Below are 22,471 nucleotides of genomic sequence, written 5' to 3' on the forward strand. Positions count from 1 at the left end.
ACCCGCGGCAGGCCTTTGCCAGCGTTGCTGGTCCAGATCCCGGTGGCACGCTCCGGCGACAAGGGCAACCACAGCAATATCGGGGTCATGGCGCGCCACCCCGACTACCTGCCGTGGATCGCCGAAGCCCTGACCCCCGAGGTGCTGGTGGACTGGATGGGCCATGTGCTGGACCCGGTGCATGGCCGGGTCCAGCGCTGGTACCTGCCGGGCACCCATAGCCTCAACTTCCTGCTGGAGAACGCCCTGGGCGGCGGCGGCGTCGCCAGCCTGCGCATCGACCCGCAAGGCAAGGCCTTTGCCCAGCAGTTGCTGGAAATCCAGATCCCGGTGCCGCAGAGCATCGCCGACGCCGTCAATTAAAGGAGCTGCCGTGGTGTACGACTCGATTTTCAAAGCGCAATTGTTCGCCGGCCAGACCATCATCGTCACCGGCGGCGGCAGCGGTATCGGCCGCTGCACTGCCCACGAACTGGCGGCCCTGGGGGCCCAGGTGCTGCTGGTGGGGCGCAAGGCGGAAAAACTGCAGAAGGTCGCCGGCGAAATTGCCGAGGACGGCGGCAAGGCCGACTGGCAGGCCTGCGACATCCGCGACGAGGAAGCGGTCAAGGCCCTGGTGGCCCGGCTGATGGAGCGCTTTGGTCCGATCCATGGCCTGGTGAACAATGCCGGCGGCCAGTACCCGGCGCCCCTGGCCTCGATCAACCAGAAGGGTTTCGAAACCGTGCTGCGTACCAATCTGGTGGGCGGCTTCCTCATGGCCCGGGAAGTGTTCAACCAGTCCATGAGCCGCCACGGCGGCAGCATCGTCAACATGCTCGCCGATATGTGGGGCGGCATGCCCGGCATGGGCCACTCCGGTGCGGCGCGCTCGGGAATGGACAATTTCACCAAGACCGCCGCCTACGAATGGGGGCACGCCGGGGTGCGGGTCAACGCGGTGGCGCCGGGCTGGATCGCCTCCAGCGGCATGGACACCTATGAAGGCGCGTTCAAGGCAGTGATCCCCACCCTGCGTGAACACGTGCCGCTCAAGCGCATCGGCAGCGAATCGGAAGTCAGCGCCGCCATCGTTTTCTTGCTCAGCCCCGGCGCGGCCTTCATCAGCGGCAGCACCCTGCGCATCGACGGCGCCGCCAGCCTGGGCAGCCGTGCCTGGCCCCTGGGCAAGGCACGCAACAGCGAGTCCTACAACGGCTTCCATCGCGCCTACCTGCCCGACGTACTCAAGGGCGAGGAATAAGCCATGCCGGTGATCCAGTCCCAACTCGACCCCCACGGCCCGCAGTTCGCACAAAACCGCGCAGCCATGCTGGCGGGCCTGCAACAGTTGCAGGAACTGCAGCAGAACCTGCTGGCCAAGGCCGCCGAAGCCAGGGCCAAGTTCGACCGGCGCGGCCAACTGCTGCCCCGCGAACGCCTCAACCTGCTGCTGGACCCGGGCGCGCCGTTTCTCGAGCTGGCCAGCCTGGCCGGCTACAAGCTGCACGACGACAAGGACGGTACCCAGGCCGGCGGCGGCCTGATTGCCGGCATCGGCTATGTGTGCGGCGTGCGCATGCTGGTGGTGGCCAACAACTGCGCGATCAAGGGCGGGACCATCTCCCCCAGCGGCCTGAAGAAATCCCTGCGCCTGCAACAGATCGCCATGGAGAACAAACTGCCAGTGGTGACCCTGGCGCAAAGCGGTGGCGCCAACCTCAATTACGCCGCGGAAATCTTCGTCGAAGGTGCACGCAGCTTCGCCAATCAGGCGCGGATGTCGGCCATGGGCCTGCCGCAGATCACCGTGGTCCACGGCTCGGCCACCGCCGGCGGCGCCTACCAGCCCGGGCTCTCGGACTACGTGGTGGTGGTGCGTGGCGAGGCCAAGCTGTTTCTCGCCGGCCCGCCGCTGCTCAAGGCCGCCACCGGTGAAGTGGCCACCGATGAAGAACTGGGGGGCGCCGAGATGCACGCCCAGGTGGCCGGCACCGCCGAATACCTGGCGGAAAACGACGCCGACGGCATCCGCATCGTCCGCGAGATCGTCAACCTGTTGCCGTGGAACGCCCGACTGCCAGTGCAGCCCGCCAGGACCTGGAACGAGCCGCTGTACCCCATCGACGAGTTGCTCGGGCTGATTCCCGACGATCCGAAGAAGCCCTACGACGCCCGGGAAATCATCGCCCGCCTGGCAGACGGCTCGCAGTTCCTGGAGTTCAAGGGCGAGTTCGATGCCCAGACCCTCTGCGGCCACTTGCAGATCCAGGGCCGGCCCTGCGGCTTTATCGGCAACAACGGCCCGATCACGCCCCAGGGCGCGAGCAAGGCAGCGCAATTCATCCAGCTCTGTGACCAGAGCCAGACCCCGCTGCTGTTCTTCCACAACACCACCGGCTTCATGGTGGGCACCGAATCCGAGCAGCAGGGGGTGATCAAGCACGGGGCGAAGATGATCCAGGCAGTGGCCAATGCCCGAGTGCCGAAGCTGACCATCGTGGTCGGTGGCTCCTACGGCGCCGGCAACTATGCGATGTGCGGCCGTGGCCTGGACCCACGCTTCATCTTCGCCTGGCCCAACAGCCGCACCGCGGTGATGGGCGGCGCCCAGGCCGGCAAGGTGCTGCGCATCGTCACCGAGGCCAAGCATGCGAAGAACGGCCAGGAAGCCGACCCGAAGATGCTCGACATGCTGGAACAGGTCACCGCGCAGAAGCTCGACAGCCAGTCCACGGCGCTCTACGGCAGCGCCAACCTGTGGGACGACGGGCTGATCGACCCGCGCGATACCCGCACTCTGCTGGGCTACCTGCTGGACATCTGCCATGAGGCGCAGGTGCGCGAGCTGGCGCCCAACAGCTTTGGCGTGGCGCGGTTTTGATAGGACATTTCGCGGTCTGACCCCACTTGAGGAGAACAACAATGATCTTCACCCAGGAACACGAAGAACTGCGGCGCACAGTGCGCCAATTTGTAGACCGCGAGATCAACCCCCACGTCGAGGAATGGGAAAAGGCCGGGCGCTTTCCCATCCACGAGATTTTCCGCAAGGCCGGTGAACTGGGGCTGCTGGGCATCTCCAAGCCGGAAAAATTCGGCGGCATGGGCCTGGACTACAGCTACTCCATCGTCGCCGCCGAGGAGTTCGGCACCATCCATTGCGGCGGCATTCCCATGTCCATCGGCGTGCAGACCGACATGTGCACCCCGGCCCTGGCGCGCTTCGGCTCCGATGAACTGCGCGACGAGTTTCTGCGGCCGGCCATCACGGGCGAGCAGGTCGGCTGCATCGGCGTCTCCGAAGTCGGCGCCGGTTCCGATGTGGCCGGGCTCAAGACCCACGCCCGCAAGGACGGCGACGACTACGTGATCAACGGCAGCAAGATGTGGATTACCAACTCCCCCAGCGCCGACTTCATCTGCCTGCTGGCCAACACTTCGGACGACAAGCCCCACGTCAACAAGTCGCTGATCATGGTGCCGATGAACACCCCGGGCATCAGCCTCAGCTCGCATCTGGACAAGCTCGGCATGCGCAGCTCGGAAACCGCCCAGGTGTTCTTCGACAATGTGCGAGTGCCTCAACGCAACCGCATCGGCCACGAAGGCGCCGGTTTCATGATGCAGATGCTGCAGTTCCAGGAGGAACGGCTGTTCGGCGCGGCGAACATGATCAAGGGCCTGGAGTACTGCGTGGACAGCACCATCGAGTACTGCAAGGAACGCAAGACCTTCGGCAGCCCGCTGATCGACAACCAGGTGATCCACTTCCGCCTGGCCGAGCTGTCCACCGAGATCGAGTGCCTGCGGGCCCTGGTCTACCAGGCCACCGAGCAGTATGTACGCGGCCAGGACGTGACCCGGCTAGCTTCCATGGCCAAGCTCAAGGCCGGGCGCCTGGGCCGCGAGGTCAGCGACAGTTGCCTGCAATACTGGGGCGGCATGGGCTTCATGTGGGACAACCCGGTGGCCCGGGCCTATCGCGATGTGCGCCTGGTGTCCATCGGCGGCGGTGCCGACGAGATCATGCTGGGGATCATCTGCAAGCTCATGGGCATCCTGCCGGGGAAAAAGAAATGAACCCGCTCCCTGCCTGCCAGACCCTGCTGCTGGAGCCGCGCAACGGCGTGCTGTTCATCAGCCTCAATCGCCCGCAAAACCGCAATGCCATGAGCCTGCAGATGGTCGCCGAACTGCGCACGGTGATGGCCGCGGTCCGTGACCGGCGCAGCATCCGTGCCCTGGTGCTGCGCGGCACCGGCGAGCACTTCTGTGCCGGTGGCGACCTCAAGGACATGGCCGGCGCCCGTGCCCATGGCAGCGCCGCCTACCGTGAACTGAACCGCGCCTTCGGCGCCCTGCTGGAAGAAGCGCAGCACCTGCCCCAGGTGCTGGTGTGTGTGCTGCAGGGCGCGGTGCTGGGGGGCGGTTTCGGCCTGGCCTGTGTCAGCGACATCGCCATCGCCGAGCACTCGGCCCAGTTCGGCATGCCGGAAACCAGCCTGGGCCTGCTGCCCGCGCAAATTGCCCCGTTCGTGGTGCAGCGCATCGGCCTGGCCCAGGCCCGGCGCCTGGCCCTGACCGCCGCCCGTTTCGATGGCGCCCAAGCCCAGCGCATGGGCCTGGTGCACTTTGTCGAGAACGATGCCAAGGCCCTGCACGAACGCCTGGAGCAGCAGCTTTCCCTGGTGCTGCGCTGCGCCCCGGGGGCCAACGCGGCGACCAAGGCCTTGCTCCTGGCGAGTGTCGACCAACCGCAGGGGCCATTGCTGGACCAGGCCGCCAACGACTTCGCCAATGCAGTCCTGGGTGAGGAAGGGGTCGAGGGCACCCTGGCCTTCGTGCAGAAACGCAAACCGGCCTGGGCCAACTGAGCCCTTGTAGGAGCCGGCTTGCCGGCGAACGCCCCCCACCGATTCCCGGGAGCCTGTATGCCCAATTTCAACAAGATCCTGATCGCCAACCGTGGCGAAATCGCCTGCCGCATCCAGCGTACCGCCCAGGCCCTGGGCTATCGCACCGTGGCCGTGTTCAGCGATGCCGATGCCGAGGCCCTGCATGTGCAACTGGCTGACGAAGCGGTGCATATCGGCCCGTCCGCGGTACAGCAGTCCTACCTCGACGGCGCCGCGCTGCTGGAAGCGGCACGGCGCACCGGTGCCGACGCCATTCACCCGGGCTACGGCTTTCTTTCGGAAAATGCCGAGTTCGCCGCCGCCTGTGAAAGCGCCGGCCTGGTGTTCATCGGCCCCAGCGCTGCCGCCATCGAGCTGATGGGCAGCAAGCGTCGCTCGAAGATCGCCATGCTCGAAGCCGGCGTGCCGTGCATCCAGGGCTATCAGGGGGCGGAACAGGACGACGCCACCTTGCAGCGCGAAGCCCAGCGCATCGGCTATCCGCTGATGATCAAGGCCAGCGCCGGCGGTGGCGGGCGTGGCATGCGCCTGGTACACCAGGCCGGCCAGTTGCTGGAACAGATCCGCACGGCCCGCTCCGAAGCCCTGCACGCCTTCGGCAGCGACGAACTGATCCTGGAGCAGGCGCTGATCGAGCCCCGGCACGTGGAAGTGCAGCTGTTCGGCGACCAGCATGGCCAGTTGATCTACCTGGGTGAGCGGGATTGCTCGATCCAGCGCCGCCATCAGAAGGTCATCGAAGAGGCGCCCTGCCCGGTCATGACCCCGGAGCTGCGCCAGGCCATGGGCGAGGCAGCGCTCAAGGCCGGGCGGGCGGTGAACTATGTGGGCGCCGGTACCGTGGAATTCCTCCTGGATGCGAGCGGGCAGTTCTATTTCCTGGAAATGAATACCCGGCTGCAGGTGGAGCACCCAGTCACCGAACTGGTAACGGGCCTGGACCTGGTGGCCCTGCAACTGCAAGTGGCGGCCGGCGAGCCGCTGCCCCTGGGCCAGGAGCAGGTGCGCCTCGACGGCCACGCCATTGAAGTGCGGCTGTATGCCGAGGACCCGGCACAGAACTTCCTGCCGCAGACCGGCCAGATCCTGCGCTGGGAGCCGGCACCAGGGATCCGCACCGACCATGGCTTGCAGGAGGGCCAATGGATCAGCCCGTTCTACGACCCGATGCTGGGCAAGCTGATCGCCCACGGTGCTACCCGCGAAGAGGCGCGGCGCAAACTGCTGCGTGGCGTCGAGGATTGCGTGCTGCTGGGGCTGGAAAGCAACCGCCGGCTGCTGGCCAACCTGCTGCGCCACCCGGTGTTCGCCAGCGGCCACTTCAGCACCGCCTTCATTGCCGAGCATTTTGCCCAGGACCCGAGCCTGCAACCCCAGGAGCCCACTACCGAGGAACTGGCCATCGCCGCTGCGCTGTTCCACCACCACAGCGCCAGCGCCCATGGCCCGGCGCTCAATGCCTGGTGCAACAACGCCGGGGTGCCCCTGGACTACCGGCTCGGGGTGCAGGACCGACAATGGTCGCTGCACCTGAACGCACTGCCCTCGGGCGCTGTGCAGGTGCGCCAGGGCGATGGGCTGCTGGAGCTCAAGGTGCGCAGCGCCGATGGCCGGCGGGCCAGCCTGGAGATCAACGGCATTCGCCGCCCGTGCGCCTATCGGCTGGAGGGTGGGGAGCTGTGGCTGAGCAACGCCAAGGGCAGCCTGCACCTGGTGGATCGTACCCATGCCCCGGCCCAGGGCCAGAACACTGCCTCCAGCGGTACGCTCAAGGCGCCCATGGACGGGGCGATCGTCGATGTACTGGTCAGTGAGGGCATGCACGTAAGCAAGGGCCAATTGCTGCTGGTGCTGGAGGCGATGAAGATGGAGCACCCGCTCAAGGCCGGGATCGACGGAGTGATCACCCGGGTCCAGGTCAACCTCGGGGAACAGGTGAAAAACCGCCAGGTACTGGTGGAGGTGGAGTAGCCCGGGCACCTTCCAGCAGATCCAGGCAGACGGGGCATCGGTCGGGACGATGCCCCCTCGATGCGCTCAAGCAGCCGTCCCCCTAGGCGGATGCCTCGGCTTTGGCTACGCTCAAGCCTCTTCAGGATGTTTCAAGGCTGGAATTCGTGATGCCCCACTGGCTGGTAATAGATCTGGAAGCCACGACGGATGAAGGGGGCTGGCCGGTGAGCGAGATGGAAATCATTGAGATCGGCGCCACCCTGGTCAACCGTCAGGGCCGGGAACAGGACCACTTCCAGCGTTTCGTCCGCCCCTTGCGGCGCCCCATGCTGACGCCGTTCTGCCGCGAACTGACCCACATCACCCAGGCCAATATCGACAGCGCCGCGCCCCTGAGCGAGGTCTGGGGCCTGTTCGAGCGCTGGCTCGGCCAGCATCAGCCGCGCCTGGAAGGCTGGGCCAGCTGGGGCGACTACGACCGCAAGCAGTTGCAGCTGGAATGGCACAACCAACAGCTGCACAGCCTGCTCAATGAGGTGCCGCACATGAACCTCAAGCAGCGCTTCGCCAAGGCCCGGCGCCTGGAGCGGCCCCTGGGGCTCAATGCAGCCCTGCAACTGGCCGGCATGCAGTTCACCGGCCAGCAGCATCGGGCCCTGGAAGATGCGCGCAATACAGCACGCTTATTACCGCTGATTCTTCCTTGACGGCGGCAGGTGACGGCCCTGAAGGCCTTGTGCATACTGGCCGCCCTTTTTGACCCTTTCTTGAGGAATCGCCCATGTTTAAAGTCAACGAGTACTTCGACGGCACCGTCAAGTCGATTGCCTTCGGCACGGCCGAAGGCCCAGCCACCATTGGCGTCATGGCCCCGGGCGAATACGAGTTCGGCACCGCACAACGGGAAATCATGCACGTGGTCTCCGGCGCCCTGACCGTGCGCCTGCCAGACAGCGCAGACTGGGAAACCTTCCCGGCCGGTAGCCAGTTCAACGTTCCGGCCAACAGCAAGTTCCAGCTCAAAGTCACGGTGGACACCGCCTACCTGTGCGAATACCGCGGCTGATCGAGCATCGCGGCGTTACCCAGGAATAAAAAATGCCCGTCTCCCAGGAGACGGGCATTTTTCGAGGTGGCACCGGTTATTCGATGACCGTCACCGCCATCCCTACCTGCAAGCGACCGTTGCCATCATTGACCAGGTTCTGGCCGAACATCGCCCCATCGGCCTGGGCCCGGTACTTCTGCAAGGTGGCCAGCGGTTCGCGGTCGGCACTGCGCTCGCCGGTCTGCGGATCGATGGTGGTGAGAATGCAGCGCGAGCATGGCTTGACCACACGGAACTCGACATCGCCGATACGCACGCGTTTCCAGTCGTCCTCGGCAAAGGCCGCACTGCCCTCGACCACCAGGTTTGGTCGGAACCGCAGCATCTCCAGGGGCCGGCCCACGCGAGCGACCAGGTCATCCAGGGAGGCCTGGCCAATCAGCAGCAGGGGAAAACCATCGGCGAAGGCCACCTGGTCATCGTCCCTGCCATAACCGGCGGCGGTGCTCCGTGCCCGCTGCGCAGGAACCTGCACCAGGCGGCTGGGCTTGCCGATGAATTCGCTGACCCAGGCCGCGGCTTCGTCCCCCGCATCGGGAACCCGCAAGGTGTCCTGCCAGATGGTCACGCCGCGCAACGGTGCATCCGCACCCGGCAGCGCTACTTCAAGGGTGGAGTGGCCTGGGGCGCTCAGGGTCAGGCCACCCTGGTCATTCCACAAGGCCGACAGCTGACTCATCCGCGCTACGGCGCGCTGGGTCAGAAAACGCCCGCTGGCCTCATCCACCAACATCCAGCGGCGATCCCCTTGCAGCCCGAGCTTGTCCAGGCCGATCTGTTGCAGGGTTTCGCCCCTGGCGGATTTCAACGGGTATCGGTAAAGCGCGCTAAGACGCATGTCCAGCTCCCTGTATGGGCAAAAGCGCTCACCCTATACCAGCATTTAGCCGAAACAAAGGAGCGCCGGCGCAGGGCCCGTGTCAGGCGTCGGCTTCGTCCAGCATCAGCCGTTGGCGGACCACGTCCACCAGCTTGTCCGGCTGGAACTTGGACAGGAAGTTGTCGCAACCGACCTTCTTCACCATCGATTCGTTGAAGCTGCCGGACAAGGAGGTGTGCAGCACCACATAAAGCCCGCGCAAACGCGGATCGTTGCGGATCTCGGTGGTCAGGCGGTAGCCGTCCATTTCCGGCATTTCCGCATCGGTGAACACCATCAGCAGCTTGTCGGTCATCACCACGTCGGTGTCGGCCCAGGCCTTGAGCATGTTCAGGGCCTTGAGGCCATCACTGGCGATGTGCATCTTGACCCCGAGCTGGCCGAGGGTGTCGCGCAATTGCGAGAGGGCCACGTTGGAGTCGTCCACCAGCAGCACTTCGCGGCCACGGGCACGCTCCAGCACCGGATCTTCCAGCTTGTCCCGGGAAACCTTGGCGTTGTAGGGCACGATTTCCGCCAGGACCTTTTCCACGTCGATGATTTCCACCAACTGGTCATCGACCTTGCTGATGGCGGTCAGGTAATGCTGGCGCCCGGCGCTGGTGGGCGGGGGCATGATGGCTTCCCAGTTCATGTTGACGATGCGGTCCACGCCACCGACCAGGAACGCCTGCACCGAGCGGTTGTACTCGGTAACGATGATGGTGCTGTTGGGGCCCGGGACCAGCGGGCGCATGCCAATGGCCTGGGACAGATCGATGACCGGCAGGGTCTGCCCGCGCAGATTGACCACCCCACAGACAAAGGGATGGCGCTGAGGCATCAGCGTCAGCTTCGGCAGTTGCAGCACTTCCTGGACCTTGAACACGTTGATCGCGAACAGTTGCCGGCCGGCCAGGCGGAACATGAGGATTTCCAGGCGATTCTCACCCACCAGTTGCGTGCGTTGATCTACCGTGTCGAGAATGCCGGCCATTAATGACTCCTGGGCTTGTTCTGATGAATTCACTAAAGACAGATATCGGCCGGGTCTGCCGTATCTTGACCCGCATGCAAATTGCCACACAAAGCCGTTGATGTCACATTAACATCATGCTTTACTGGCGCGGTCAATTCAGCACCACCCTCTGCGCCGGCCAGACCTCTATTTCGGTGCAAGGTTCCCGTGCCTAGGGGAATCCCCTATCAACAATCAGGACCAGCCTGATATTCGCGATATCCAATAGCCATTAATGTGACGCCATTCTCATTGCATGAACGGAGTCAGGCTTTTGTTTTTGATCGCAGAAAGGTGGCTTGGCCCCCTTTCAAGCCCCACTACCCTCGCTCATCCTGCCCCAGCGCGCTTGCGTCGCCTTGCTGTGGCCGGCATGCGCGCACGGACCGGGTTCGAGGCCACTCGACTCGCTCGGCAGGCTGCGACCGCAGGCAAGCATTCAGCTATAACGTCAATCCAGGTGCACCCATCGCGTCCAACTTGCAAACCGTTCAGCCAACGCCCTATCAAGCCATCGGACACGCAGTCATGGAGATAAGCATGCTAAAGGACGGCCACGAGTGCGCCACACCGCTGCCCGAGTTCCTGCTTGAAGCCCAGGCCCTGCTGGCCAGATCGGAAGACTGCCTGAGCCACCTGCACCTGATCAGAAACGATGAAGAAGCCATCAACTGCCTGCTCGCCAGCCTGCTGAGTCTGGCCCAGGCCGCGGCCCGCCACGCAGTCAGCCCGCTGGCCGAATTCTCCCTGCATATTCATGGCGTGCTCAAGCGCACCCCCCATCCCCTGGACCTCAACGATCCGATCCTCGACGCCTTGAAGAGCTGCCTGACGCTGATGGCCTGGCAACTGGAACTGATCGACCCGCGCAACGGCCAGCTCAATCTGGACGACAGCGAACAAGTCATGCTGATCGAAGAACTGACAGAGCAAGTGGGACAAAACTGTAACTGCACATATCCATCTTGCAGCCACTGAAGTTGTATTTATCCGGCGGGGCAGCGGATAAAACTCTCGCCAATCACCGCCCTACTGCACAACATCGACAAAATATCGGGCCAACTGCCAAGCACCCGGTCGTTATTGATTAATTCATACCCAAGAGCGACATCAATCACTCCATAAAGCCAACTAGCAACGTCACCGGGACTTGCTGTTCAACGCGCTGTGCATGCGGGAAAACCCGCTCCCCAGCACACTTTGCGCGATGTTCGGGGGCACGTGACGCCCATGGTACCGACGTACCGCTACCCTCCATTTCCTGACTCTGAAGTCCTATATGACTGAGCGTATAAACGCGACCGACGGTATCTTCGGTGGTATTATGCGGCGCATAAACGGACACAGTTAATGGCACATTGATTCCAATGGCGGCAGTTACTACTCAGCCTGTACAACACGAACAGACAGCGTTGATTGAAACCGGGTATTCAAAGAGCACCGTTTCCCAAACAAGCCTCGTCATCCATACTTGACCGGGCTCTTCGCAGCGAACATCCATTGGCTCCATCCGCTATGTACGCCAGCCTCAAGTCATTCTTCTCTTGGCCCCCCTCCCATGATCACCTGCGCTGGCTCAGCCTGTTGCTGTGCTCCTGCTCGACCCTGGCCAGTGTGCTGGTCTACTGGCTGGGCCGGCCTCTGCCTCTGGGGTTGCTGGTCATCAACGTGGCGGCGCTGGCCTGCATCTGGATGCAATACGGTTATTCGCGCAAATCCATCCGCTTCCAGCCCCAGGAACTCGCCGAGCGCCTGCTGGAGGTCAAGGAAAACGAACGGCACCGTCTGAGCCGTGAACTGCATGACGACATCGGCCAACTGCTGACCGCCGCCAAGCTGCAGACCGACTGGCTCAAGCGCCGCCTGCCGGACGAGCTGCAAGAACATTGCGCGGTGCTGGGCACCACCCTGGAAGAGACCCTGGCCAAGGTGCGGGACGTCTCCGCCATCCTCAACCCGCGGCAACTGGCCAGCCTCGGGCTGGAAGCCAGCCTGCGCGCCCACCTGCTCAAGACCCTGGAAAACACTTCGGTGCACTGGAGCCTGGAGTGCCACCAGCGCCTGGCGGGCATTCCCGAGGAAATGGCCGTCGCGGCGTTTCGCATCACCCAGGAAGCCGTGACCAACATCCTGCGCCACGCCCAGGCGAAAAACCTGCTGGTACGCCTGCAACGACTGCCCGAAGGCCTGTCGCTGTTCATCAGCGATGATGGCCAGGGTTTCGCCCCGGCCAGCGACCCGGGCGCCCAGGGCCAGCGCGGCATGGCCGGAATGCAGGAACGAATCAGTCAGTTGGGCGGCCTGTTGAAGGTCACCAGCGAGGCCGACCAAGGCACACAGATCGAAGCACTCTTTCCCTGGGCCCCTCGCACTCTGGAGCGGGCCAGCACGAATAAGGTTTTACATTGACCTGTAATTTACTCTTGGTGGATGACCACTCGCTCATCAGGGCTGGCGTGCGTGCCCTGGTCATGGACATTCCCGGATACGCGGTGATCGGTGAAGCGGATGACGGCTCGTTCCTGCTGGAAATGGTCGAAAGGCTGCATCCGGACATCATCCTGCTGGACCTGTCGATGAAACACACCGGCGGCCTCGAAGCCCTGCGCCGGCTCAAGGCGCTCCACCCGCAGAGCAAGGTGCTGATCCTGTCGATGCACACCGACCCGGCCCTGATCATGCAGGCCCTGGAGTGCGGCGCCCACGGCTACCTGCTCAAGGACACCACCGCCACAGAACTCGAACACGCCCTCCAGGCCCTGCGCAACAATGAACGCTACCTGAGCCCGGCCATCGCCCACACGGTGATCAACCAGGCCCTGACCCGGGCTCAGAAGCAACCTCCGCCACCGGAGCAGAACCACAACCTGACGGCCCGCCAGCTGGAAATCCTGCGGCTGATCGTGCGCGGCAAATCCACCCGGGAGATCGCCCTGGGCCTGGGCCTGAGCATCAAGACCGTGGAAACCCACCGCTCGCAGATCATGAAGCGCCTGCAGATCTTCGACGTTGCCGGGCTGGTGCTGTTCGCCGTGCGCGAACGCATCATCAGCCTCGACGACTGACTCAGCGGGCGCTACCCAGCAGCGGCGAATCCTCGGGCAGATGCACCTGCAACGCGCCAGCACGGGCGGTGAAACGCAAGGTATCGCCCTGCAGCGGCTCGCCGTCGAGGTTGATGTCCAGGCCTCGGGACGCCTTGATCTCGACCCAGGGCAGGCGTGCCCGGACAAACAGATTGTCGATCCCCAACCCGCCCGCCAGCAGGTTCTTCAGCGTACCCACCAGTTCCTGGGGCGCCGGCAGGATGCTGATATCCAGCAAGCCGTCATCGACCAGGGCCCCCGGGCACAACTCGTGCCCGCCGCCCGCTTGACGGCCGTTGCCGATGCCCAGGGCCAGAAGTTCGCCATGCCAGTGGAAACCCGGCCCCTGCAACTCGCCATAGGCCGCGCTCAGCTCGGCAAAACGTGACAGACCGGTGAACAGGTAGGCCGCGCCCCCCAGGACCTTCTTCAAATCCTCCGAGGTGTTGGCGGTGACCTGGCTGCCAAAGCCGCCCGTGGCCATGTTGAGGAACATCTGCCCGCCGACCTCCCCCAGGTCGATCGCCCGCGCCGGCACATCCAGCAGGTCCAGGGCCGCCGCCGGGGTCAGCGGCACGCCGGCAGCCCGGGCAAAGTCGTTAGCCGTGCCCAGCGGCAACAGCACCAGGCTGGCCGGGGCGTCGGCATTGGCCAGGGCTTCGGCGATGTCCCGCAGGGTGCCGTCGCCACCGCCGGCAACCAGCCGGGTATGGCCGGCAGCCAACGCCTCCTGCACCAGGCGCTGGGCATCCCCCGCCTCCCAGGTCAGGCGCACCTGCAAGTCCCAGCCGGCGGCGCGCCGGGCCTCGACGGCCGCGCGCACCTCCTCGTTGAGGGCCTGTTTGCCGTGCAGTATCAACAATGCCTTGCGCTCACTCATCAGCCCTGACTCCGGTTATGGATTCCATGAAGGATGTTGACCCTGCCGCCCGCAAAAAAAGTCTGTCGTCGGAATTTATTTTTTTGCCGGAAGCAGTCTGGCCTTGCCCCCCTGGCAATCCGGCAGCTTAGCCGCAGGGAAGCAAGGATTCGTCCGGCACGGTCCGGCTTTCAATTAGCGAGTCGCTGTTTCATGAGCTTTACTGACCCCTGTCGTTTAGATGAGGAAGTGCAGGTCATCACCTTGACCGGCGCCGGGGGCCCCACCTGAATACGCAGAGGGCACGGTTTTCCCACTTGAATGCCGACCACGCCTGGGGATGAAGGGACGTGGCTTTTTTTGGTGCCGGGACCAGACGGTGGGAAGTCGCAAACATTGCGAACTTCCTCGCGATCTCTCCAGTCAACCGGTGTGCCTTAGGTCGAGGGAATTGATCTTATGCGGTTGCAACCTGTAGACAGCCTGTTACTGACTCGCCCCAGCATGGTCGAGTACTTCCTGTTCGGCATCCGTGTGGTTCATGGGCTGACTGCAATCCTTCCCGGGCTGCTGCTGATCCTGCTGTCCAACAACAGCCAGGAAGCCTTGAAAAGCGACCTGACCCTGCTGGTGTTCTTCGCCCTCATCAGCGTGCTGATCTTCCAGGCCCTGGGGGTGTACGCCGAATCCATCTTCAGCAACCAGCTGCGCTTCCAGCTGACCCTCTTCGCCTGGGCCTCGTCCTTTTGCGTGCTGCTGTTCATGCATCACTCGATGCAGATGTTCAACACCATCGGCAACCCCGAGCTGTTCGGCTGGTTTGCCGGCAGCTTCGTGCTGTTCGGCATCGAGCGCCTGGTGCTGCTGACCCTGTTCCAGCAGTTGATGCAGCGCGGCGTGTTCCTGCAGAACGCGGTGATTCTCGGCGCCACGGAAAACGGCCAGCGCCTGGCCGAATACCTGGCCCAGCATCAGGACATCCGCTCCGGAGTGACCGGTTTCATCGACGACCGCATCGGCCGCCTGCCCAAGACCCTGTGCAACCTGCCGCTGCTGGGCAACTCCAGCGACCTGGAACGGCTGATCCGCGAGGAAAAGGTTACCCAGGTCCTGGTGGCGCTGCCCTGGTCGGCGGAAAACCGCATGGCCTATGTCATCCGCGAGCTGCGAAGGCTGCCGGTGAACGTGCTGCTGGTGCCCGACATGGTGGCCTTCCGGCACGCCCACAACCGCATCACCGAAGTCGCCAACCTGCCGATGTTCAACGCCTCCGAAGTGCCGTTGCGGGGCTGGTCGCCGTTCTTCAAGCGCCTGGAAGACATGGTGCTGTCGAGCATCGCCCTGGTGCTGCTGTCGCCGGTGATGCTGCTGGTGGCACTGGCGATCAAGCTGGACTCCAGCGGCCCGGTGCTGTTCAAGCAGAAGCGCTACGGCTACAACAACCGGCTGATCGAGGTCTACAAGTTCCGCTCGATGCACCAGCACATGGCCGACGCCCATGCCGAAAAGCAGACCACCCGGGGCGACCCGCGCATCACCCGGGTCGGGCGCTTCATTCGCAAGACCAGCCTCGATGAACTACCCCAGCTGTTCAATGTGTTCGGCGGCAGCATGTCCATGGTCGGGCCGCGCCCCCATGCCACCGCGACCAAGGCCGCCGGCATTCTCTTCGAAGAAGCGGTCAAGGAGTACACCTCGCGCCACCGGGTCAAGCCGGGGATCACCGGCCTGGCGCAGATCAACGGCTATCGGGGCGAAACCGATACCCTGGAAAAAATCGAGAAACGTGTCGAGTTCGACCTGGAATACATTGAAAACTGGTCGGTCTGGTTCGACCTGTACATCCTCTTCCGCACTGTTCCGTCCGTGATCATGACCCGCGAGGCCTTCTGAATGAGCACACTCATTCCCTGCATCATTGCTGGCGGCGCCGGCACCCGCCTGTGGCCGGTATCCCGCGAGGCGATGCCCAAGCCCTTCATGCGCCTGCCAGACGGCGAAAGCCTGCTGCAGAAAACCTTCGTGCGCGCCACCGCGCTCAAGGACGTCGGCCGCCTGTTGACGGTGACCAACCGCGAGGTGTTCTTTCGCACCCTCGACGACTATCGCCTGCTGAACAAGGCCAGGGTGGAGCTGGACTTCATCCTTGAGCCGTTCGGGCGCAACACCGCACCGGCCATCGCTGCCGCCGCCCTGCACGTGAGCCGCCTGTATGGCGATGATGCACAGCTGCTGGTGCTGCCCGCCGACCACCTGATCAAGGATGTGCAGGCTTTCGCCAACGCCGTGGACAGCGCCCGGCAATTGGCCGAGCAAGGCTGGCTGGTGACCTTCGGCCTGGTGCCCACCCACGCCGAGACCGGCTTTGGCTATATCGAGAAAGGCCAGGGCCTGAACAAGGACAGCTTCCAGGTCAGCCGCTTCGTCGAAAAACCCGACGCCGCCACCGCCCAGCGTTATGTCGATGGCGGCCTGCACCTGTGGAACGGCGGGATGTTCTGCATGCGTGCCGACGTGATCCTGCAGGAACTGCGCGAGTTCGTGCCCGAGGTGGTCAGCGCCGTCGAACACTGCCTGGAGCAGAGCCACCGCAAGGAGGGCAAGCACGAACTGCAAGTGGAGCTGGATGGCGACAGCTTTGCCCAGGCCCCGGACATCTCCATCGACTACGCGGTGATGGAGCGCTCGAAGAAAGTCGCCGTGGTGCCCTGCCAGCTGGGCTGGAGCGACATCGGCTCCTGGCAGGCAGTGCGCGAGCTGACCCCGGCGGACGAACATGGCAACCAGTGCAACGGCGAGACCGTGCTGCACGATGTCAGCAACTGCTATATCGACTCGCGCAAGCGCCTGGTGGGCGGGGTCGGGCTGAACAACCTGATCATCATCGACACTCCGGACGCCCTGCTGGTGGCCGACGGCAACCGCAGCCAGGACGTCAAGCTGATCGCCCAGGAACTCAAGCGCCTGGGCCACGACGCCTACAAGCTGCACCGCACCGTGACCCGTCCCTGGGGCACCTACACCGTGCTCGAGGAAGGGCCGCGCTTCAAGATCAAACGCATCATGGTCAAGCCCAATGCCTCGCTGTCGCTGCAGATGCACCACCACCGCAGCGAACACTGGATCGTGGTCAGCGGCATGGCCCTGGTCACCAATGGCGAGGACGAATTCCTGCTCAATACCAACGAGTCGACCTTCATCAAGCCCGGCCGCACTCACCGCCTGGTCAATCCCGGGGTGATCGACCTGGTGATGATCGAAGTACAGAGCGGGGAGTACCTCGGCGAAGACGACATTGTGCGCTTCAACGACATTTACGGGCGGGCTCCCGCCGAAGCCGCCAAGACCTGAACTGACGCTCCAAGCAGCAATCTGGCCCGACAGGGAGTTGTGACTATGCACGCCAGGAAGACCGCTCGATGAAAAGACTCCTGCTGATTTCCAGTGTTCTCATGCTCTGCGCCTGCTCCATTCCGGCAAAGGTGGAACTGCCGCCCAGCCAGGACCTGGAGGCCGCCCATCGGGCCGGTGATGCCCTGGCCGGCCAGCCGTTGCCGCCCCAGCGGATTCGCCCGGGGGACACCCTGCGCATCGTCCGCAACACGGGTGAGGCGCCATCGATCTCGGCCTTCACCGCCAACTCGATCTACGAACTCACGCTGTTCACCGTGCTCAACGATGGCACCTTCGCCTATCCCTATGCCGGGCAGGTCAAGGCCGCGGGGCTGACTCCGCAGCAACTGACCCAGGTCCTGGAAAACAAGCTGAAGAACATCTACCAGGACTCGGCACTGACCGTGAACATCAACCAGGCACCGGGCAACACCGTGTTCGTCGGCGGCTCGGTACGCAACCCGGCGTCCCTGCCGGTGACCGTGACCACCACCCTGGAGCAGGCGATCGTCGGCGCTGGCGGCCTGCTGTCGGTGGGCGACAGCCGCAATATCGCCCTGCTGCGCGAGGGCGAGGACGGTCGCTACAAGACCTACTTTTTCGACTACCGAAAATTCATGATCGCCGGCAACGCCGGAGCCGCGCCGGTGCTGCTGCAACGCGGCGACGTGGTGTTCGTGCCCAAGTCCAGCGTCGGCAACGGCATTGAATGGGTGGATGTGTACCTCAACCAGTTGATTCCGTTCACCAAGTCGATCGGCATCGGGGCGAGTTACGAAATCAATCGCCAGTCGGCCAACTGATCGCCAAGGACAGCACTCATGATCAATATCCGTTCCTTTCGCGATCTGCTGCGGTTGTTCTTCATCTTCAAGCGCGAGGTCAAGATCACCGTCCTGGTGACCTTCATCATCATCGTGCTGGGGGCTTTCTTGCTGCCCAACCGCTTCGAATCCACCGCCCTGCTGCTGGTCAAGCCCGGACGCGACACCAGCACCCTGCCGATCGAGATCGCCGATCGCCAGGCTGTGGTGATTCCCAGCGCCCAGCGTGATCCGATCATCGATGAGGAGCGCATCCTCGGCGGCGAGCCCATCGCCCGCAAAGTGGCGGAAAAGTACCTCGACGACCTGTCCCGCCAGCCCCAACCAAGTGGTGCCCTGGCCACCCTCAAGAACGCAGTGAAAGGCGCGGTGGAAGGCATCGTCGACCTGCTGCGCGGGGCCCTGCAACTGGTGGGCCTGGTGGAGAAGCAGACCCCGGTGGAACGCCTGACCGAACGCATGTTGAAAAGCTTCAGCGTGACCCACGCCGCAGGCTCCTCGGTGATGGAAGTGAGCTTTACCTGGAACGACCCCAAAGTGGCCCAGACAGTGGTCAAGAGCTGGATCGAGCAGTACCAGCAGGAACGCGCGCAAACCCTCGGGCGCAAAAGCCTGTACGCCTTCTATGAAACCGAAAGTGGCGCCACCAACCAGCGCATCCTCGGCTACAAGAAGCAGATCGCCGACTACCTGAACCAACTGGGGGCGGTGAGCATCGAGGAGCGCCTGAACGATATCTCGCGCAACCTCAACAACCTCAAGGGCGAACACCTCAATACCACCCGAGCAGTGGCGTCCACTCGCAGCGGCCTGGAGACCATCCAGAAGCAGCTCAACAGCATGAAGAAAGAAATCAGCATCGGCCGCCAGATGAGCCTCAACCCGGACCGCCAGGACCTGCAGCAGCGGATCAACGCTAAGCAGATCGAGCGTCAGGAAATGCTCCGCACCTTCAAGGAAGGCGCCCCTCCGGTCCGCGCCATGGATGCGGCAATCGCCAACCTGCAAGCCTTGCTGAAATCGGAAAGCGGCACTGTGCAACGCAGCGAAAACCTGGCCCCGAACCCGGTCTATACCCGCCTGCAGAACAGCTTCGCCGACCAGCAGGCCAGCCTCAGCCGCCTGCAGACCCAGGCCGCCCAGCAGGAAACCCAGTTGCTCAAGCTCGAACAGGAACGGCGCCAGGCGCTGGCCGTGGAACCTGAACTGGCACGCCTGCAACGGGAACTGAGCGCGGCGGAGAAAAGCTTCGCGCTGTACAGCGACAGCACCGAGAAAGCCCGCATCGACCGCGAGCTGGACCAGAGCCAGATCAGCAACATCGCGGTGATCGAAGAAGCCACCTTCAAACCCAGCCGGGTCTTTCCCAAGAGCCTGAGCATGCTGCTCGCCGCCATCCCCCTGAGCCTGGCGGTGGGCCTGCTGGCGCTGTACTTCTTCTATCTGCTGGACCAGCGCATCCATGACGGCGACCAGATCGAGGAGCGCTTCGGGGTCAAGGTCTGGACCAGCCTGCAGGACCTCGACAGCCACCTGCCGCAACGCAACAGCGCCTTCACCGCCAGCCTCTACCGCCTGTACGGCATCCTGCCCCTCAAGCAGGTGGCACTGCAGGGGCTGGTGATCGGCCTGACCTCGGCACGCCGAGGCGAAGGCGTGAGCTTCGTCACCGCGCACCTGCGCGACCTGCTCCAGGAGCGCGGGCACGTGGTGCGGGTCAATGGCGCACCCAACGCGGTGCCCGGCGAAATCGTCCTGCTGGAAGCCTCGGGCTTCTTCTCCAACCAGGAAGCCTTCGTCAGCCTGCGCGAGGCCGACCTGATCGCCCTGATCGTCGAAGCCGAAACCACCACGGTGCCCGTGCTGCAAAACGCCCTGTCGATTCTCACCACCGCCTTCAAGCGGGTCGACGGCATCATCATCAACCGCCGGCGCTTCGGCATCCCGGAGAACGTGCTGAACTTCCTGGCGCGGATCAGGAGCCCCCACTGATGCACATTGCCCTGCTGGCACCCATGCCTCCCGAGCAGAACGGCATTGCCGACTACGCCGCGCACCTGCGCGCCGCCCTGGAAGGCCTGGGGCTGAAAGTCAGCACGCCCCTGGCCGGGCTGGGCAACGACCCGCAACGCGCCATTGAGCGGGTGGCGCACAGTGACTGGCAGGGGATCGACCTGGTGCACGCCGAGCTGGGCGGTGGCCGGCTGGCGGAGTTTCATGCCCTCAAGGCGTTGCGCGAGCGTTTCCCCAGCCTGCCGCTGAGCGCCACGGTGCACGACCCCGAACGCCTGGTCTGGCGCCGGGCCAGCCTGCCCTGGCCGCTGTCCCTGGCCACGCGGCTGCCCTCACCGCTGCCACAGATCGCCACGGTACTGACCGACCCCTTGTGCCTGCACGAAGAAAAGCAGCTGGCCCGCAGCCTCACCCGGCTGATCACCCTGACCCACGCCGGCGGCGCCTGCCTGCGCCAGCGCATGGGGTTGCGTGCGGAGCAGATGGTGGTGATCCCCCACGGCAACCTGGCCATCCCCGCCCGGCCGCTGCCGCCGCTGAGCCCGTTGAGGCTGCTGTATTTCGGCTTCATCTACCGCGGCAAGGGCATCGAGGATCTGCTGGATGCACTGGCCATGGCCTTCGCCCAGCAACCGGCAATGCGCGAGCGCATGCGCCTGACCCTGGCCGGGGGCAGTGAACCGGAAATGGCCTTCGGTAGCGCCGGCAGCTACCTCGACCAGTTGCGCCAGCACATCCAGCGCCTGAACCTGCAGGACAGCATCGACTGGCAACTGGACCTGCCGGCCACGGACATTCCCAAGGTGATCCAGGCCCACCACGTAATGGTCCTGCCCTACCGCGAGTCGAGCAAACTCAAGCTCCTGGGCACGCTGCGGGGGACCAGCGGCGCCCTGTCCTGGGCGGTGGCCTGCGGCCGCGGCGCCATCACCTCCGACGCCCGCTCCTTCGCCGAAGAGGTGGCCCAGGACAACGGTGTGATCTTTCCCCAGGGCAACGTCGCCGCCCTGGCCGCCGAACTCAGCCACTTGTGCGCCAGCCCGGAACGGGTGGAGCGCTGGGCCGAGCACGCAGCGGTGATCGGCTCCCGGCGGGTCTGGAGCCATACCGCCGAGCGCTTTGCCCGGGTGTTCAGCGATGCCTGTGGAGGCCCGGCCCATGCCTATGCGACGTAGCTCGGCGATTGCCCTGCTGGTGCTCGCCTGCCTGTCCTGGAACGCCCTGGCGGATACCACCCTGCGCGCGCCGCGAGCGGTGGTGTGGAAGGATTTTCTCGGGGTCAACGCGCAGTTCCAGTACTTCGCCCCCGGCGTCTACCAGAAGCAAATGGACCGGCTCGATGCCCTGGGCCTGAGCTGGGTCCGCCTGGCCATTCACTGGGCCATGATCGAACCCAGCGAGAATGACCTGCAGCTGGACACCCTGGACGCCGCGATGAACGCCATGCAGGGCCGCCAGTACCGGGTCCTGGCCTACATGGTGGGTTCGGCGCCCTTCGCCGCCAACGTGCCCAGCGGCTCGCCCCCTTCCGACCAGTACCCGCCCAAGGACTTCAACGTCTTCGCCCAGCGCATGAAAATGCTCGCCCAGCGTTATCCCCAGGTGAACACCTGGCAGGTGTGGAACGAACCCAACATCGTCTGGCTGCCCAAGGAAGACCCCGACGCCTACGACCAGTTGCTCACGACCACCACCAGCGCCATTCGCGCGGCGATTCCCGACAAGCCTGTAGCGACCGCGGGCATGGCCTACTACAGCCAGATGCGCAGCACCCCGGGGCTGATGCTCGAAGACCTGCTGCAACAGGGCCTGGGCACGGAAAACCTGATTGCCGCCTACCACCCCTATTCCGAGCTCCCGGAAGGCGACGATGCCGCGGCCCAGGATTTCCTCGTACGCGGCAACTTCCTCAACAACGCGCTGCACAGCCAGGGCGTGCAACAGGTCTGGGCCACCGAGTGGGGCTGGTCGAGCTACACCAGCGGAGCCCGGGAAATGCAGGCGATGATCGGCGTCAACGGCCAGGCCGACTACACCCTGCGCCGCCTGGCCCTGATGGCGGCCATGGACTACCAGCGGATCTTCCTGTTCAACCTCAGCGACCTGGATGCCCGCGCCAGCAACCGCGACCAGTCCTACGGGCTGGTGGACCTGGCCGGCGAACCCAAGCCGGTCTACAACGCCCTCAAGTATTTTCTCGATACCACCGGGCCGAGCCTGGCCCCGGCTGATCCCCCCGGCCTGAGCAACGCCCCGAGCGACTTGTACAGCATCACCTGGACCCGGCCCGACGGCTCCCACGTCTGGATGTTCTGGAGCGCCAGCGGCGCCAGCCTGCAGGTTCCCGGGCTCAACGCGGCCACGCTGCATGATCCGCTGACCGGCACCCGCACCGAGCTGAGCGGGCAAGCGGGCCTGAGCGTGCCGTTGAAAACCAGCCTGCAACTGTTGGTGTGGTGA

The 22,471-nt window shown here is 64.3% G+C and carries 19 protein-coding genes and 1 pseudogene; 17 read left to right on the forward strand and 3 right to left on the reverse strand.

The annotated features are described in order from the left end of the window. The 8 genes and pseudogenes from A9971_RS20045 to A9971_RS20080 all read left to right on the forward strand — a co-directional run. Positions 1 to 363 (forward strand): annotated as a pseudogene (locus tag A9971_RS20045) (terpene utilization protein AtuA); the annotation flags it as partial. Positions 364 to 373: 10 nt separating this feature from the next. Continuing rightward, on the forward strand, positions 374 to 1,243 hold the full coding sequence (locus A9971_RS20050; RefSeq protein WP_019095082.1) for an SDR family oxidoreductase: 870 nt from the start codon (positions 374 to 376) through the stop codon (positions 1,241 to 1,243). Between the two features lie 3 nt (positions 1,244 to 1,246). Continuing rightward, entirely contained in the window at positions 1,247 to 2,863 is a 1,617-nt protein-coding gene (gene atuC, locus A9971_RS20055; protein WP_053159663.1) for a geranyl-CoA carboxylase subunit beta, read from the forward strand. Between the two features lie 41 nt (positions 2,864 to 2,904). Then, positions 2,905 to 4,062, forward strand: a complete 1,158-nt coding sequence (gene atuD, locus A9971_RS20060; RefSeq protein WP_011062472.1) for a citronellyl-CoA dehydrogenase — start codon at positions 2,905 to 2,907, stop codon at positions 4,060 to 4,062. Next, a complete protein-coding gene (locus tag A9971_RS20065; RefSeq protein ID WP_103289588.1) occupies positions 4,059 to 4,856 on the forward strand; it encodes an enoyl-CoA hydratase/isomerase family protein in 798 nt (265 codons plus the stop codon). The genes atuD and A9971_RS20065 overlap by 4 nt, the downstream gene beginning before the upstream one ends. A gap of 57 nt (positions 4,857 to 4,913) precedes the next feature. After that, positions 4,914 to 6,869 (forward strand): acetyl/propionyl/methylcrotonyl-CoA carboxylase subunit alpha, encoded by a 1,956-nt coding sequence (locus A9971_RS20070; RefSeq protein ID WP_182999925.1) that lies wholly within the window; start codon positions 4,914 to 4,916, stop codon positions 6,867 to 6,869. Between the two features lie 149 nt (positions 6,870 to 7,018). Further along, positions 7,019 to 7,558: an exonuclease domain-containing protein gene (locus A9971_RS20075; RefSeq protein ID WP_011062475.1), complete on the forward strand. Its 540-nt coding sequence runs from the start codon at positions 7,019 to 7,021 to the stop codon at positions 7,556 to 7,558. A gap of 74 nt (positions 7,559 to 7,632) precedes the next feature. Further along, positions 7,633 to 7,917 (forward strand): pyrimidine/purine nucleoside phosphorylase, encoded by a 285-nt coding sequence (locus A9971_RS20080; RefSeq protein ID WP_053159668.1) that lies wholly within the window; start codon positions 7,633 to 7,635, stop codon positions 7,915 to 7,917. Positions 7,918 to 7,993: 76 nt separating this feature from the next. On the opposite strand, the gene A9971_RS20085 is transcribed toward A9971_RS20080, so the two are convergent. Together A9971_RS20085 and A9971_RS20090 are read right to left on the reverse strand one after the other, a co-directional pair. Then, on the reverse strand, positions 7,994 to 8,797 hold the full coding sequence (locus A9971_RS20085) for an MOSC domain-containing protein (RefSeq protein WP_011062477.1): 804 nt from the start codon (positions 8,795 to 8,797) through the stop codon (positions 7,994 to 7,996). An 82-nt stretch (positions 8,798 to 8,879) separates the two neighbouring features. Beyond that, complete coding sequence (locus A9971_RS20090; RefSeq protein ID WP_011062478.1) at positions 8,880 to 9,815, reverse strand: chemotaxis protein CheV; 936 nt, start codon at positions 9,813 to 9,815, stop codon at positions 8,880 to 8,882. A gap of 561 nt (positions 9,816 to 10,376) precedes the next feature. On the opposite strand from A9971_RS20090, the gene A9971_RS20095 reads away from it, so the two are divergent. From A9971_RS20095 to A9971_RS20105, 3 genes are all read left to right on the forward strand, one after another. Beyond that, the gene (locus A9971_RS20095) at positions 10,377 to 10,814 is read left to right on the forward strand and encodes a hypothetical protein (protein WP_015636500.1); all 438 of its coding nucleotides are present in this window, start codon (positions 10,377 to 10,379) and stop codon (positions 10,812 to 10,814) included. A gap of 537 nt (positions 10,815 to 11,351) precedes the next feature. Further along, the gene (locus A9971_RS20100; protein WP_041119342.1) at positions 11,352 to 12,245 is read left to right on the forward strand and encodes a sensor histidine kinase; all 894 of its coding nucleotides are present in this window, start codon (positions 11,352 to 11,354) and stop codon (positions 12,243 to 12,245) included. After that, positions 12,242 to 12,901, forward strand: coding sequence for a response regulator transcription factor (locus A9971_RS20105; protein ID WP_041119345.1), 660 nt, complete (start codon positions 12,242 to 12,244; stop codon positions 12,899 to 12,901). Before A9971_RS20100 ends, A9971_RS20105 begins: the two co-directional genes overlap by 4 nt. 1 nt (position 12,902) lies before the next feature. Here the strand turns inward: A9971_RS20105 and yegS are convergent, their stop codons facing one another. Continuing rightward, entirely contained in the window at positions 12,903 to 13,802 is a 900-nt protein-coding gene (gene yegS / locus A9971_RS20110) for a lipid kinase YegS (RefSeq protein WP_182999926.1), read from the reverse strand. Positions 13,803 to 14,240: 438 nt separating this feature from the next. Between yegS and A9971_RS20115 the strand changes: the two genes are divergently transcribed. The 6 genes from A9971_RS20115 to A9971_RS20140 all read left to right on the forward strand — a co-directional run bounded on the left by A9971_RS20115 (position 14,241) and on the right by A9971_RS20140 (position 22,471). Continuing rightward, positions 14,241 to 15,674: an undecaprenyl-phosphate glucose phosphotransferase gene (locus A9971_RS20115; protein WP_011062483.1), complete on the forward strand. Its 1,434-nt coding sequence runs from the start codon at positions 14,241 to 14,243 to the stop codon at positions 15,672 to 15,674. After that, positions 15,675 to 17,132, forward strand: coding sequence for a mannose-1-phosphate guanylyltransferase/mannose-6-phosphate isomerase (locus A9971_RS20120; protein ID WP_011062484.1), 1,458 nt, complete (start codon positions 15,675 to 15,677; stop codon positions 17,130 to 17,132). It begins immediately after the preceding gene. Positions 17,133 to 17,200: 68 nt separating this feature from the next. Then, positions 17,201 to 17,977: a polysaccharide biosynthesis/export family protein gene (locus A9971_RS20125; RefSeq protein ID WP_011062485.1), complete on the forward strand. Its 777-nt coding sequence runs from the start codon at positions 17,201 to 17,203 to the stop codon at positions 17,975 to 17,977. Between the two features lie 18 nt (positions 17,978 to 17,995). Further along, positions 17,996 to 19,990 (forward strand): LPS biosynthesis protein, encoded by a 1,995-nt coding sequence (locus A9971_RS20130; protein ID WP_011062486.1) that lies wholly within the window; start codon positions 17,996 to 17,998, stop codon positions 19,988 to 19,990. Continuing rightward, positions 19,990 to 21,186 (forward strand): glycosyltransferase, encoded by a 1,197-nt coding sequence (locus A9971_RS20135; protein WP_011062487.1) that lies wholly within the window; start codon positions 19,990 to 19,992, stop codon positions 21,184 to 21,186. Before A9971_RS20130 ends, A9971_RS20135 begins: the two co-directional genes overlap by 1 nt. Beyond that, complete coding sequence (locus tag A9971_RS20140; RefSeq protein ID WP_183000089.1) at positions 21,176 to 22,471, forward strand: cellulase family glycosylhydrolase; 1,296 nt, start codon at positions 21,176 to 21,178, stop codon at positions 22,469 to 22,471. The genes A9971_RS20135 and A9971_RS20140 overlap by 11 nt, the downstream gene beginning before the upstream one ends.

Origin of the sequence: Pseudomonas sp. UME65, assembly GCF_014170225.1 — a bacterium.
GTDB lineage: Bacteria > Pseudomonadota > Gammaproteobacteria > Pseudomonadales > Pseudomonadaceae > Aquipseudomonas > Aquipseudomonas protegens.

Bases quoted from the DNA above. Each gene is read 5' to 3' on its own strand.
- atuC (WP_053159663.1), top strand. From the start codon at position 1,247: ATGCCGGTGATCCAGTCCCAACTCGACCCCCACGGCCCGCAGTTCGCA.
- atuD (WP_011062472.1), top strand. From the start codon at position 2,905: ATGATCTTCACCCAGGAACACGAAGAACTGCGGCGCACAGTGCGCCAA.
- A9971_RS20065 (WP_103289588.1), top strand. From the start codon at position 4,059: ATGAACCCGCTCCCTGCCTGCCAGACCCTGCTGCTGGAGCCGCGCAAC.
- A9971_RS20070 (WP_182999925.1), top strand. From the start codon at position 4,914: ATGCCCAATTTCAACAAGATCCTGATCGCCAACCGTGGCGAAATCGCC.
- A9971_RS20075 (WP_011062475.1), top strand. From the start codon at position 7,019: ATGCCCCACTGGCTGGTAATAGATCTGGAAGCCACGACGGATGAAGGG.
- A9971_RS20080 (WP_053159668.1), top strand. From the start codon at position 7,633: ATGTTTAAAGTCAACGAGTACTTCGACGGCACCGTCAAGTCGATTGCC.
- A9971_RS20085 (WP_011062477.1), bottom strand. From the start codon at position 8,797: ATGCGTCTTAGCGCGCTTTACCGATACCCGTTGAAATCCGCCAGGGGC.
- A9971_RS20090 (WP_011062478.1), bottom strand. From the start codon at position 9,815: ATGGCCGGCATTCTCGACACGGTAGATCAACGCACGCAACTGGTGGGT.
- A9971_RS20095 (WP_015636500.1), top strand. From the start codon at position 10,377: ATGCTAAAGGACGGCCACGAGTGCGCCACACCGCTGCCCGAGTTCCTG.
- A9971_RS20100 (WP_041119342.1), top strand. From the start codon at position 11,352: ATGTACGCCAGCCTCAAGTCATTCTTCTCTTGGCCCCCCTCCCATGAT.
- yegS (WP_182999926.1), bottom strand. From the start codon at position 13,802: ATGAGTGAGCGCAAGGCATTGTTGATACTGCACGGCAAACAGGCCCTC.
- A9971_RS20115 (WP_011062483.1), top strand. From the start codon at position 14,241: ATGCGGTTGCAACCTGTAGACAGCCTGTTACTGACTCGCCCCAGCATG.
- A9971_RS20120 (WP_011062484.1), top strand. From the start codon at position 15,675: ATGAGCACACTCATTCCCTGCATCATTGCTGGCGGCGCCGGCACCCGC.
- A9971_RS20125 (WP_011062485.1), top strand. From the start codon at position 17,201: ATGAAAAGACTCCTGCTGATTTCCAGTGTTCTCATGCTCTGCGCCTGC.
- A9971_RS20130 (WP_011062486.1), top strand. From the start codon at position 17,996: ATGATCAATATCCGTTCCTTTCGCGATCTGCTGCGGTTGTTCTTCATC.
- A9971_RS20135 (WP_011062487.1), top strand. From the start codon at position 19,990: ATGCACATTGCCCTGCTGGCACCCATGCCTCCCGAGCAGAACGGCATT.
- A9971_RS20140 (WP_183000089.1), top strand. From the start codon at position 21,176: ATGCGACGTAGCTCGGCGATTGCCCTGCTGGTGCTCGCCTGCCTGTCC.